This window comes from Microcystis sp. M165S2 (assembly GCF_020245885.1).
GTDB lineage: Bacteria > Cyanobacteriota > Cyanobacteriia > Cyanobacteriales > Microcystaceae > Microcystis.
This window is the reverse complement of record NZ_JADBTZ010000281.1, coordinates 1-14,016: the sequence shown is the minus strand read 5'-3', so window position 1 is coordinate 14,016 and position 14,016 is coordinate 1. Positions and strand designations below refer to the sequence as shown.

Sequence of the window (14,016 nt, the reverse complement as noted above, 5' to 3'; positions counted from 1 at the left end):
GTCAGTCTGTAGAGCGACCATAAGACCAGAACAGATTTACTCTGTTAAGGCAGGTGCGGAACCCCGCAAGGGAAAGAAGCAGAAACCTAAATCGTGAGGTTTGGGAATCACCGTCCGTTTACGGCGGTGAGGATGTCAATAGGTTGATTTTGCCAGGGCCAGCCAATGGAGGTGAAAGATTGCTTGATAGATGGGATTATGGACCCGCAGCCGGCCTTCGTCTTTGATCACTAACCCCGATAAAAGTAACTCTTTCTCTGGAGGGCTATCCTCGGCAATCACCTCTTTTTCCCTTAAAATCCGTTCATAGAGTCTCAGGAGCAACTGGGAGCGATGACTGTTGAGAAGCCGATCGCGAATAGTCCGCAGATGTTCCGGTTCATCCTGAGCTTCCCAATTGTCAATAATCTTCTTCTGTACCAAGTCCTCAATCCAGGGGGCCTCACCATTGGGGGGAATCGGTGCGGCAGCGGTGCGAATTAACTGACAGAGTTTTTGGGTCAGAAAAGGTTGACCGTTTGTCCAAGCAAAGACTTCTTTTAAGACAGTTTGCGGGTTACTAACTTTCTCGGCCAATCCGCGCAGTAAAGGCTGGGCTTCGTGTTCCTTAAAACCCTCCAATTGAATCGAATGACCAATATTAAAAGGAGTGATTTGGTGGTCGGTAATTAAATCGGAGGGGGTGACAACACCGAAGAAAGCGAAGGTCAAACGCCGATAGAGCGGGTTAAAACCACGCTGGTTATAGCAGGAACGAATCAGGGCAAAAAAGTCATTAACCGCGAAATTTAAGCCCAAAACGCTATCAATTTCATCGATAAAAATCGCGATCGGTTTCGGGGGAGAACCGTCCACTATCCCCACTTCCAGCAATAACACTTCTTCGATAAATTCGCCCAAGCGCTGTACTGCCGAGACATCTTCCCGTTCTTGCCACCAAGCTTTGAGATTGACCCTTTTGAGCAGGCCAAAACGTCGCCCTAACTCGAAGGCTATCCCCTTGTACCATTGGTCGGGAGTGACATTTTCACTGCCGATACGGGTTAAATCAATGGGAGCGCAACAGATGCCCTCGTGTTGGAGGTGATCGATCATGCGTACCATTAAACTAGACTTGCCCATTTGACGGGGATTGAGGACATAGCAAAAATCGCCGCGTTTGAGGGCTTTATAGAGATAACGGTCGGCGGCGCGGACCACGTAGGTGGGGGCATCCATGGGTAAACTGCCCCCCACTTGGTAGTCAAAGGTGCTAGATTCTTCGCTACTTCTGAGCAGTTCATTTTCAAACAGTAATTCTGCTTGGGTGGCCTTGAGAATTTCTAGGGTTTGGCTGAGTTCTAGGGTGCGCTCCTGCACTTTCTGTTCTAGGGTGCGGCTATACTCGGCTAATTCTTCGGTAAAGCGAATCCGTTCCGCTTCCGCCTGTTTTCGTTCGGTAATATCGGTAAAAGCGGCGATCGCATAGATAATCTCTCCTTTTTCGTCAAAAACGGGCGTGGCATACACTTCTAGGGGAATAATCTTCTCTCCTTGGTGAATTTCTAGATCATCCATCGTGTTTTTTTCGCCCCTTAAAGCTCGGACAATCGGATGGTATTCTGTGGGATACAATCGATCGGTTCCAGCTTGATATAACTGATAGGTTTCCCCCAACTGATTAGCCGTGGTGATATTAACTATCTCTTTTCCTAAAATCTCTTGGGCGGTTTGATTGGCATAATAGGGTTGACTGTCGGCATCAAGGACAAATACCCCCACCGGCATCGCTTCTAAAAATTGCGCTAGTTGTCTCTGTTTGGCTTTGATTTCGGCGTAGAGTTTGGCGTTAGTAATTGCGATCGCCGCTTGGCTGGAGAGCAGTTGCAGCACTTCCAATCTTTCTTGGGTAAAAGCCCCAACGGTGAGATTATTTTCTAGATAGAGAATTCCCCGCAGTTGTCCTTGGTCGAGGAGGGGTGTGCAGAGCAGGGATTTGGTTTGATGGGTTTTAATATAGGAATCATTGCTAAAATTGCCCTCATGGGCAGCATCGTCATTGAGAACGGTTTGACCGCTCCGGGCTACATAGTTAATAATCGAGACGGGAAGATGTTCTTCGATGGCATTAGATTTAAAGATTGTCACCCCATCTTCCTGCACCGAACCGGAGGCTTCGATCAATAGTTGTCCGCCACTTTCTAGGATAAGATAACCCAGCTGCGCCCCGGCATTTTCGATGAGAATTTTCATCAGGGTGGCGAGTAATTTATCTAAAACTATCTCGCTAGAAATGGCTTGGGAGGCTTTCATAATCGTGGCTAAATCTAACAGTTCTCCCGCATGACTAACTGAATTTTTTCTGGTGGTAGTTTTCCTAGTTTCGCTCAGGGAATTGGAACCATAATTATTGACCATTAACTGAGAATAACGGCTTTCTATCTCTTTGACTTTAGCTGTTGCTCCCCAAAGAGAATAGAGATAATAAGCTTCATTGATGTAGGTTTTGGCAATTTTTACTTTACCCCAATCTAGATAGAATTTCGCCGCTAGTTCGTTAGCTAGTGCTTCTTCATTAATGTATTCATTTTCCTTGGCTTTAGCGATGGCTAGTTCGTAGTTTTCTATGGCTTCTAGATAGGATTGCTGCACCCGGTCTTTTTCCGCTTGCACTAAATAAAATTTATGGAGATAGTTAGAGGGTGCTTGATTGGCCAATTCCTGTTGCTTTTTCTGATTATTCGTCACCCGTTCTAATATTTGCTTTTGTTGGTCATTGTCCAGATGACTATAAATAGCTAAATGGGCGAGGGAATCATAGAAATTATGCAGAGAAATCAAGAAAGTGGCGGTGGCTCCCCCCAGATATTTTTGGGCTTGTTTAGCGTTTTCAATGGCTTGTTCGTACTGTCCAAATAAATAACAAAGGTATAATTTATTAACAAATAAAGCACAGAGTCCGTAGAGATCATTAGCCTCTAGATGATACGGTAACATAAGAGTTTCTTGATAGTATTGTCCTTCTAAACGACTGAGATTTTGCGAGCGCCCCAGTAGATTTAAAACTGTTTGTCCGTAGATTTTTAGATAGTTGCGAGTATTTTCTTGTTTAAGCTTAACAAAAGCCAGATCATAATTAGCTATTTCCTGGGCTAATTCTGTTAATTCCTGTCCGATAAAGGCAGAATGAAAACAGTAAAGATAGGCGCAGGTTGTTCCGTAGTAGAGATCCCCAATTTCTAAACCAGTTTGATAGGAAGATTTTAACAAAGACAGGGAATTTTTAATCGGTTCTTTCCAGATACTAATAGTGGCGGAAAAGACGGCAATTATTTTCGGCATCAGGGCTTTGGCATGAAATTTATCGGCGATGTTTAAAGCCAGTTTTCCAAATTGATAACCCGTTTCCCAATCTTCTAAAATACCACAAAGAATTAAGCCATAATTGACATAAGTAAAAGCCGCTAGATAACTATTGCCGTATTCAATTGATAAGTTAACCTGTTTTGATACTAGGATGGGTAAGAGATGAGGGGCGGCAATAAAAACAGGAGGAAATATGGCAGTCGCCATCTTCATTATTGCTAATTTTTCTTCCTCATTTATCGGCGGTAAATTACTTAAATCCTCAATATTTTTACCCGCTAATTTTTGCCGAGTTTTAGTAAGTTCTTCGTGGATATATGATGATTGTAAGGATTCAGAAATCTCGAAATCGAAGCTTTTTAGGACGGATAAACCAATTTGTACCGCTTTTAGTTCTTGATTTTGGCTGTGATAAGCTTCGATAATGACTTCATAAACTTTTATTTTATCTAGGGTTGTTTTTGCCTGTTTTAATACGAGATTAGACCAGCACTGCATCGGCTCAAAATTCCCAGTTAAATAGGCAATTTCCGTGGCTTCAGAATAAACATTTAAAGTCAGTTGATAGTTATTTTTCCAACTTGATTTTTTAAGAAGTTTTTGAGCAATTTTAATATATTTTAAGGCTTCGATTTGGGCATTGGCAGCTTTGGCTTTTTGGGCTGCTAGTAAATTCAAGTTAGCCACTAACTCTCGTTCTTTTTTCTCGCTAATTAGTTGATAACCAAGATTGAGATGATCGACTATTTTAAAAATCTTTTCCGATAATTCATTGGCAGCAGTATTCCGCCAAAGTAGGCGACCAATTTTTAGATGAATTAAAGATTTTTTGCTGTCTTTGATGAGAGCGTAAGCTCCTTGTTGAATGCGATCATGAGCAAATTTATATTCTTGAATCAGTAATTGTTCATCTAATTCTGAGAGGGGAATAATCAAACCAGCTTCGCTACTATAATTTAAAATTGGTAAAAGTTCTGAAGGTGATTTTTCAGAGATTATTGCCAGACTATATAAATTAAACTCTGCTCCAAGGCAGGCCGCTAAACTTAAAACCTCCTGGGTTTCGGGGGGCAATTTCTGCATTTTGCTCATCATAAATTGAATCAGATTATCGGTACTGCCAATCCTTTGAATTTGGCCGAGATGCCATTGCCAATAGCCCCTATTATTGTCGATTTTAGTGGTTGTTTCCTGCCCGGGTTGGAAAAATAGCAAATTTTCCCGGTAGATAGTTTTGAGAAATTCATTGACAAAAAAAGGATTACCGTGGGTTTTTTGCCAGACTAAAGCGGCCAAAGATTGCACATATTCTGGTGAATGATTTAATGTCTCGGCAATTAACTGATTGACCTGTTCAAGTCCCAGAGGTTTTAAAATAACTTGATTGATAATTATGCCCCCCTGCTCTAATTTATCGAGAGTAGCGGTTAGGGGATGGGTGGAATTAATTTCATTACTGCGATAGGAGCCAATTAAAAATAAATAGTCGATATCGCCATCGAGCATAATTAATTCTATCAACTGAAGACTAGCCAAGTCTGCCCATTGCAAATCATCGAGAAAGATGACTAAGGGATGTTCTGGGGAACAAAAGACGCGAATAAAATTTTTAAAGACTAAATTAAAGCGATTTTGAGTAGCGATCGCTCCTAATTGTAACACCACTGGTTGCGGACCGATAATTAATTCTAGTTCAGGAATCACATCAATAATAACCCGTGCATTCGTCCCCAAAGACTTTAGGAGTTTTTGTCGCCATAGTTCCAGTTGTGGTTGACTTTCCCCCAAAAGTTGCTTGACCAGATGAGTCAAAGCGCTAACCACGGCAGCGTAGGGAGTGTTGCGCTGAAACTGGTCAAATTTACCAGAGATAAAAAAGCCGCGTTTTTCAGTAATTGGCTGATAAATTTCCCCAACCAAGGTGGTTTTACCTATACCAGAATAACCCGTAACTAGCATCAGTTCGGTGTGAGAGGAGTTTTTATCCGCCGTGGCTACCCGTTGAAAAGCAGCGAGGAGAGTGGCGATTGCTGCCTCCCTGCCGTAGAGTTTCTGAGGAATTTGGAACTGATTGGCTAGATCTTGCCTAGCGATGACAAAATCCTCAATTTTACCCGTTTTTTCTAGTTGTCTTAAACATTCTTCTAAATCTGCCCCAATACCATAGGCACTTTGGTATCGTTCCTCGGGGGTTTTAGCCATCAGTTTCCTGATGATTGCCTCCACCACCGGGGGAATTTTCTCCCTGACGAGACTATTAATCTCCAAAGGTTGTTTAGCCAGATGACAGTGAACTAATTCCAAAGCATCTTTAGCTGGAAAAGGTAATTGTCCGGTGAGCAGTTCGTAGAAGCTAACGCCCAAGGAATAAAAATCCGTGCGGTAATCGAGACTGCGATTCATCCGTCCGGTTTGTTCGGGAGAAATATAGGCTAAAGTCCCCTCCAGGACGTTGGGATTTTTTAGCCCCGGATTTTCCCGCCGCAGGACGCTGGCAATGCCAAAATCGATGATTTTAATTTGTCCGGTTTCGGGGTTAAGAACTATATTGGCCGGATTAATATCTTTGTGAATAACCTTGACGTTGTGAATTTTCTCTAAATTAGCCACTATTCGGGGTGCAAGGCTTAAAAAGTCCCTTAAGGCCAGGGTTTTGCCCTCTAGCCATTTTTTTAAGGATATGCCCCCGAAATCTTCCAAAATAATCACGGGAGTTCTACGGTAGGTTTCTAAACCATAAGCTTTAATCGCCCCCTCGAAGTTCAGGCCGCAGATGGTTTTATACTCCTGTTTGTAGTGGGTTAGTTCTTGGGCGGTGGGATATTCTTGCTTGAGGATTTTGAGGATAACGGGTTGATTATCGGCGGTGCGAATGGCCCGATAGACTTCTGAGTTAACACTTTCGTAGATTTGGGCAAGAATGTCGTATCCGTTGAGAAGAATCATCGAAAAATTGGGTTTGAAACCCCGTCCTTTTAGGACGGCTTGGCATTTAAGATGTTTCGCTATATGCTAGAGATACAGCGAAACAATCTTAACTATGTACGCCACTCAAAAGAACCAACTTAGACAACTTAATCAGCAGGAATTTAATGCCCTGACTGCTTTGTGTCGTTTGAGTAAGAATCTTTTTAATGTGGCGTTGTACTAATGTCGGCAATATTTCTTTGCTGAAAGAAAACGTTTGACCTAAGAATCTAACTACCATATTTGCAAATCTAATGAAAACTATCGGCTTTTGAATACCGATATTGCTCAGCAAACGATGAAGGTAGTAGATAGAAGTATGCGGTCTTTCTTGGGACTGCTTAAGGCAATTAGTATAGGGAGATGTGACCAAAGACCACAACTGCCCCAATACTTGTCTAAAGAGGGATATTTCCCTTTGATTATTCCTCGAATTAAACTCAAAGATGGAATGTTGGCAATTCCCATGTCTAGAGAGTTTAAAAAAGAATATGGCGAAGTTAAAATCCAACTCCCAGAAAGACTGAAAGACAAGAATATTAAGGAGGTACGAATACATCCCAAATACTCGGCTCGATGGTTTGAAATCGAGTACATTTATGAGGATGAAGCAATAGAAACATCTGTGGACTCCGAAAAAGCAATAGCTATTGACTTGGGGGTTGATAACTTGGCAGCTTGTTTTGACACTGAGGGGCATCAATTTTTGATTGATGGAAAAAGACTTAAAAGCATTAATCAGTGGTACAACAAGCGTAATGCTGAACTTCAATCTGCCAAAGATAAGCAAGGCATTAAAGAGTTGACTAATCAACAAGCACAGCTTAATCAATGGCGTAATGATTCTATTCGAGATTATTTGAATAAATCCGCTCGAATAATAATTAACCATTGCTTGAACCATCAAATAGGCAAGTTGGTAGTTGGGTATAATCCAAGTATTAAACAAGAGATTAATATTGGACGTTCCAACAATCAAAACTTTGTTCAGATACCTTTTTGGCAACTTAGACAAAAGCTCAAAGCTTTGTGTTCTCGATACGGAATTGAGTATTGTGAACAAGAGGAGTCTTATTCGTCTAAAGCTAGTTTTTACGGTCAAGATGAGATTCCTATTTACAATGCCGATAACCCCATCAAACAGAATTTTTCTGGTAGAAGGGTTAAGCGGGGATTGTATCAAACAAAGAACAGACATCTTGTTTCAGCCGATATTAATGGTAGTGCCAATATTTTGGTTAAAAGTAAGCACAGACTCAATTTTGAGCGAGTGTCTAGCGGGTTTTTGGCTAACCCTTTAAGGATTTACGTCTCTTAAGAATCCCCGCCAGGCGCGGGAGTGTCAATTTTTTGCTTGGCGATTGTAAATGGCTGCGGGTCTCCCCAAGAAAAATTCTACGGGAACCAAGACAAGACTCCGCAAGGCCGAAAGAACTCGATTTACCTGTGAGACGGAAGGACGGGGAGAAGGCAGCACTTGCTCGAAATACTCGGAATGCAAGGTAAAACCAAAGTGAACATCTTCCGGCAAACTCAGTTTAGCAATCGGTCCGTCCTTGAGATTGTCAGGGTTAAATAACCAAGCTTCTAATACTCTGGTCGGGGTTAAAACCGTCGTAAATAGATAGCCCTGTTCTTGGGGAATAAACTGAATGCTATCTAAAATATAGCCATCGGGACAAACATAAAAATCCAGTAGTTCCCGACCTAAATGTGATACATGAGTATCACTGGCATTTTTTTCTTGTCTAATCTGTTCAGTTAACTGATTCCAATCCTTATCGAGGGGAACCTTGGCTAATACCGAGGGCAAGTCATGACTGGGAAGTTCGGCATCGCTGAGGATGCGATTACTTTGGTCGCGAAAATCCATATACTGACGACGACAGATTAATTCGCGCACGTAACCAGAATAAACCTGATAAATGGCGCTGTATCCCTGTTCCAATTCCCGTGGGTCGGCGGTGTAGAGAGTGGTAGAGAACCACCCCGGATGGATGAAAGCTTGTTCGCTCATCACCCTGGCATCTTCGATAACCACTTTGCGCAGCACTCCGGGGTCAAAGGAAAACATCCAGGGAATGCCGTGGTATTCGGGGGGATAACCCTGACCGGTAAAATGTTGGATATCGTCTTTTTCGATCGCTTCGGTTAAACTAATAGTGGCATTTTGGATGGCCACAAGCTGAATTTGACCGTTGATACTATGGTAATTACAAAGGAAGTGATAACTGTCGCCATTGAAGGTAATTAATTGCGAGGGAACGGTGGTTTCTTCTTCCTTAAGGTCTTGACGTTTAACCAGATAAATTTGAGTTTTCGGATAGGTTTCTTCTGGCTTGATTCTGATACCTAATAGTTTGGCTACTCCCATCTGAAAAGGCATATCGGGAATCATGATATAATCTTCGGTGACGATAACCGAATGGGGGCTACCATCAAGGATAGTTCCCTGTAGTTTCCAAGGTTTAAGTTGTTTTTGTTGATCCCAAAGAACAATATACACCGAGTTATCTAAATCTTTTAACATACCTCCCGATACAAGTTTTAGCTTTAATTCACAGGTGATAAATTCTTGGGTTTTTTTGTCGTAGAAGGGATGAGCGGTATTTTCTAGGACGGGGAAAAAAGACAAAGGCACGGAAACAAGATGTTGGTCAAAATAACCAATCGGGGTGATAGTATCCAGGGAAACGGGGTCAACTTCCCAGTAACGTCCCGCATCGGCAGTGAGAATTAATCGGGTTTCTTCTAGTTGTTGCTCTTCGGCAACTTTTTCTAGTTTAACCATAGCAGTATTCGCTATTTCCGAAGAACCCAAAATGCTGATCACGGCGGGAAAATTGGCTTTAATAATATTAAATATCGGTAAAATTTTTCGCCAAAAACTATCCCAAGTTTTCAGTTTTTTACTGTAAACGTTAACTTGATTATTTTTCCCCTGCAAGTCCCATTTAATAATTACACCTTCGCCAGAGAACAAATGACGGTCATTTTTTCTATGAAAAGGACAGACGATAAAAACGTATCCCGAAAGATTCTCCGGCCAATGTCCCTCGGTAATTGTGGCGACCGCTTTATATAAATTGTTCTCATCCGGTTGACCGAGTTGCGAGCGACTAAAGTTACTAATGTTGACAGTATTTTGGACAGTATCTTTGATTGACATATTCATAGGATTCTCCCTTATCAGTTATCAGATGTGAGTTATCAGTTATCAGATGTGAGTTATCAGTTATCAGATGTGAGTTATCAGTTATCAGTTAAGTGGGTGGGTGGAATTAAATATAAGATGAACGTAGGTTGGGTTGAAGCATGAAACCCAACGTCCGATCATGTTACGAAGTGCGCTAACCCATCCTAAAAATAATTGTGCCTCCCTACTTATCAGTTATCAGATGCGAGTTACAGCGTTTCTCATCAAGATGAAGTATGACTGGATTTGGCATCATCCCCAGACGACCGACTAATGTTGACCGTTCCTCAGTTTCGGCGTTCCCCAAAACCAGAGAATTTGCACCTCACTATTATGAGAACTACTTATCAGTTCACTGATAACTGTTTACTTTTTACTGATAACTGATAGAGGATTTCACCTCTAAAAAATAGCGTCGATACAATTCATAGCCAGGTACTAATTTATCTCCTGATTGTTTGAGTAGTCCCATACTGCTGAGTTTGTAAGCGAGAATTGGGTCTAATTGTACGGGTTCCACCGCGCTCATCACTCTATCGAGGGCTTTCGCTAGTTCAGGCTGTTGTTCTAATACCGCCCAATGGCGTCGCAGGTGATGGGCATAAATCCCCGTGACGGAGGTGGCACTGGTTAGTATTTGCGTCATAGTTATTTCCTCCCGACTGAGATAGTAGAGGGCGGTTTGTACCAAAGCTGGGTGTCCTCCTACTAGCTCCATCAATTGTTTGACTTTTTCCTGATTTTCCCAGGTGAGTTGATAACGTTGGGCTAATTGCAATACCTCCTCAAGACTAAAATGACTTAGCTGTGCGGGGAATCCCACGTTAAAGGGGGATTGATTGAGTTGCAGGGGGACGTAAATTTCTGTGGAATGGACGACGATAAGACGGAGTTTTTGCCAGATAGGTAGGGTTTTGGCTTCTTCGTACCAAGAACGCAGCAGCGGTAAAAAATCCTTGGCCACTTGGGGATGTTCAAAAATCTGATTGAGTTCATCGAGGGCGAGGACAATGGGGGCGGTAATCGATTCCAGGAGATAGTCTTGAATGTAAACCGTACAGCTAATCTTGCTGCCTAAATCCTCACCCCAATACTCATCTAATTGTGGTTTTAACTGTAGTTGACGGGCAGCATTGGCACACAACCAGCGCAAAAATTGGTTTAAATCACCTAAAATCGCTTGGTCTACCTGTTCTAAGTTCAAACTCACCGTGCGGTAGCCTTGCTGTTTGGCAAAATCGAGCATTCTCAAAAGTAGGGAAGTTTTGCCCATTTCTTTCGGGGCTTTTATCCGCACTAAAGCCCCCGGTTTCTTGATTTCCTGCTTTATCTGTTCTTCCAGGGGAAGACGTTCTAAATAAAATGGGGAACCAAGGGGAACTGCCCCATTGGGATAGGGGGGTAATGTGTCCAATTTTTCGCTCTTGGATGGAGAATTAACCAGAATTTTGTCTTGAGGAGGTGCTGTTAGCTGAAAATTCAGGGCGGCGATTTCTTGCCAGTCGAGGCATAATCGACGACAAATTTGGGCAAAAGTGGCTTGTTCTACTGGTTTCCCGGTCAGGAAGTTGCTGACAATAGCCAGACTAAATTCAGCTTCTTTAGCTAAGGATCGTTGACTGCTAAAGCCCTGCTTTTTCACGGCTAATTTAACTTGATTGAGGCAATGTTGTTGTACTCTTAGATGGCTCGATAGGGAATCTCTCATAAGAATTGGGGAATTGGGGAATTGGGAAGAATAAATAAAAATAAATCTCCTGAATACTGAATCCTAACCCAATGGTAGATGTTGGATTTTGCAGGAGTTCTATTTTTTGTCAAAGATAAGCAAAAATTATCTATCGACTCCACAAGCTTGAGAATATTTAAATTAATATTCCGCAATATTTATAAATTCTTAACAATTAATTGAGAAATATTTTTATTTAACAACGATGTTGCAATGGTTACAGCGATTTGATAGAATTTCATAATGGGTTATTTTGTGCTTTTTTGGGCAGCAATGGTGGAAACCCTTGCCACACCTAGAAGGTAATCCTGATTAAGACGGGTAAATTAGTCAATTTCACCCACAACGATGATCTTTTTTTTGTGTAGTTTTATTGCAAAGAAAAAGTTTTTTTGACAAAAAGCACAAAGTATGATATGAAACCAACGTATTTCTGGCTGCCAGTAGTTAGGGTTTGCTGAATAAATCTAAAAACATTGTTCGATAAGACTTTTAGACTTTTTGTCAATCAAAAAGTGCCAGCGATTGGAGTGATTGGGGGGAAAATTCAGGTACTTTTTCCCTGAAAATTAGGTAATTGACCACCTGAAAATCGGTAAAACCCTACACCCCACACCCCACACCCTACCCCCACCAACAAACTTTTTGCCGCAAACCCTAGTTATTGGAGAGTGGGAGTTGGGGAGTATTTTCAGTTATCAGTAACCAGTAACCAGTAATCAGTGAAAAGAAAACGCAACTCTGATAAGCTGTTCGTAATTTAAATTGCTTGGGCCAGACGAGGCAAGAAGCAAGAGGCAACAGTAAAGGGATTGGGGGAGATTCGGCTAATCTTAAGAATAAGCGCTTTAAATGCGTCTTAGCTTAACTGATAACTGATAACTGATAACTGATAACTGATAACTGATTTTAAGGCGATAATTTAGTCAACAATTCCAAGAGTTTTTTACTATTAGGAGTCAAGAGAGTTCGACGATAGGCATCGGCGGCTTTTTTAATCGCTTCCGCTTGGGTGGGATAGGGATGAATAACACTAGAGAGTTTACTCAGTCCGATTTTAGCAACCATAGCGGTGGTAATTTGGGAAATCATCTCACCGGCGTGGGAGGCGACGATAGTGGCTCCTAAAATTTGGTCGGAACCTTGTTTGTGAATAATTTTTAAAAAACCTGCTGTTTCCCCATCAGCGATAGCTCGATCGACTATACTCAAAGGAATTTTAATAGTATTAGTGGCCAATCCCCGGGCTTGTGCTTGGGTTTCATCCATGCCCACATGGGCGATTTCTGGGTCGGTATAAGTGACCCAAGGCATAACTAAATTACTGAGCTTATTGCGTCCGAAACCGAAGGGAGAAAAGAGAGTATTTTTAATCACAATACGGGCGGCTGCATCGGCAGCATGGGTAAATTTCCAATCCAGACAGATATCACCGGCTGCATAAATTTTCGGGTTAGTAGTTTGCAGATAATCATTAACTTTGACTCCCCGACGAGTATCGTATTCCACGGCCACCGCTTCTAAATTTAATCCTGACACATTAGGCTCCCGGCCTGCACCGACTAAAATCTCATCGACGGTGATAGTTGCTCCTTGACCGTTGCTAGTATATTCAATGGTTTTACCCCGCTCATTTTTTGTCACCCGTTCAATTTGGCAGGAGAGAATTAATTGCATTCCTTCCCGCAGCAAAGTATTCTCAATAATTTCGGATGCTTCTTGGTCTTCTTTATTCAAAAGATGGGAATGATTATGAAATAAAATCACCTGCGCGCCTAACCGTTGAAAAGCTTGAGCTAATTCACAACCAATCGGCCCGCCACCGATAACAGCTAATCGAGGAGGTAATTCTGTTAGGGAAAAAATTGTTTCATTGGTATAAAATCCCGCCTCTTTTAGTCCGGGGATATGGGGATGAAAAGCCCTAGCACCAGTGGCAATGACGGCTTTTTTATAATCGAGGGTTTTTCCCGTCACTTCCACAGCATTTTGTCCTAAAAAACGAGCGCTACCCAAGAAGACATCGATACCTAGTTTTTGGAAACGTTGCACCGAATCATTATGGCTAATATCGGCGCGAATTTGCCGCATTCTGGTCATGACTCTGGCAAAATCTACCCTAGTATCCCCAATATTAATTCCTAATTTTTTGGCTTGCTCAATTTCCCCGATAATTCTAGAGGAACGAATCAGACATTTAGAAGGAACACAACCGAAATTGAGGCAATCTCCCCCCATGAGGTGTTTTTCCACTAAAGCCACTTTTAAACCTATATCTAAACCCGCAGCCCCAGCCGCTACGACTAAACCCGCAGTACCCGCACCAATGACGACTAAATCATAACAATCTTGGGGTTGTGGATTGACCCAATCGGCAGGATGAACATAATTAACTAATTTTTGATTATGTTCGTCCATGGGGAGAACATTAACTTCCCTAGAGCTATTTTCAAACATATTAGACCTCTTGTAACAATCAAAAATTGTTGTTAGGGTTAGGAGTCAGTAGCCGGTCGTCAGTAGTCAGGAGAATTAAGAATGAATAATAATCATTTAAATGGTCTATTTACAGATTTTATGCAATTTAATTCTTATTTTTGCCGTTTTTGAACCCTGAAAAATTAATTATGCAAGAGGTTTATCGAAAATTTGGGTTAAAACCCCGTCCTTTGAGGACGGCTTTAAGCTAAAATGGAAAAAGCGATAACCAAGCTAAAAACTGAACCTTGACCACAGATAGTAGGGGGTTTCGTTCAGAAAAGACTTCAAATTCGGCCTT

The 14,016-nt window shown here is 41.9% G+C and carries 5 protein-coding genes; 1 reads left to right on the top strand and 4 read right to left on the bottom strand.

Annotation, left to right across the window (positions count from 1 at the left end):
* Positions 1-135 precede the first annotated feature (135 nt).
* Positions 136-6,291, bottom strand: coding sequence for an AAA family ATPase (locus IM479_RS14255; protein WP_287687711.1), 6,156 nt, complete (start codon positions 6,289-6,291; stop codon positions 136-138).
* A gap of 262 nt (positions 6,292-6,553) precedes the next feature.
* Here IM479_RS14255 and IM479_RS14250 point away from each other — a divergent pair, with 262 nt between their 5' ends.
* Positions 6,554-7,630: an RNA-guided endonuclease InsQ/TnpB family protein gene (locus IM479_RS14250; RefSeq protein ID WP_287078308.1), complete on the top strand. Its 1,077-nt coding sequence runs from the start codon at positions 6,554-6,556 to the stop codon at positions 7,628-7,630.
* Between the two features lie 24 nt (positions 7,631-7,654).
* On the opposite strand, the gene IM479_RS14245 is transcribed toward IM479_RS14250, so the two are convergent.
* The 3 genes from IM479_RS14245 to IM479_RS14235 all read right to left on the bottom strand — a co-directional run bounded on the left by IM479_RS14245 (position 7,655) and on the right by IM479_RS14235 (position 13,694).
* Complete coding sequence (locus IM479_RS14245; RefSeq protein WP_287687710.1) at positions 7,655-9,487, bottom strand: carotenoid oxygenase family protein; 1,833 nt, start codon at positions 9,485-9,487, stop codon at positions 7,655-7,657.
* Between the two features lie 394 nt (positions 9,488-9,881).
* A complete protein-coding gene (locus tag IM479_RS14240; protein WP_287687709.1) occupies positions 9,882-11,216 on the bottom strand; it encodes an AAA-like domain-containing protein in 1,335 nt (444 codons plus the stop codon).
* A gap of 930 nt (positions 11,217-12,146) precedes the next feature.
* On the bottom strand, positions 12,147-13,694 hold the full coding sequence (locus IM479_RS14235; protein ID WP_287687707.1) for a mercuric reductase: 1,548 nt from the start codon (positions 13,692-13,694) through the stop codon (positions 12,147-12,149).
* Positions 13,695-14,016 lie beyond the last annotated feature (322 nt).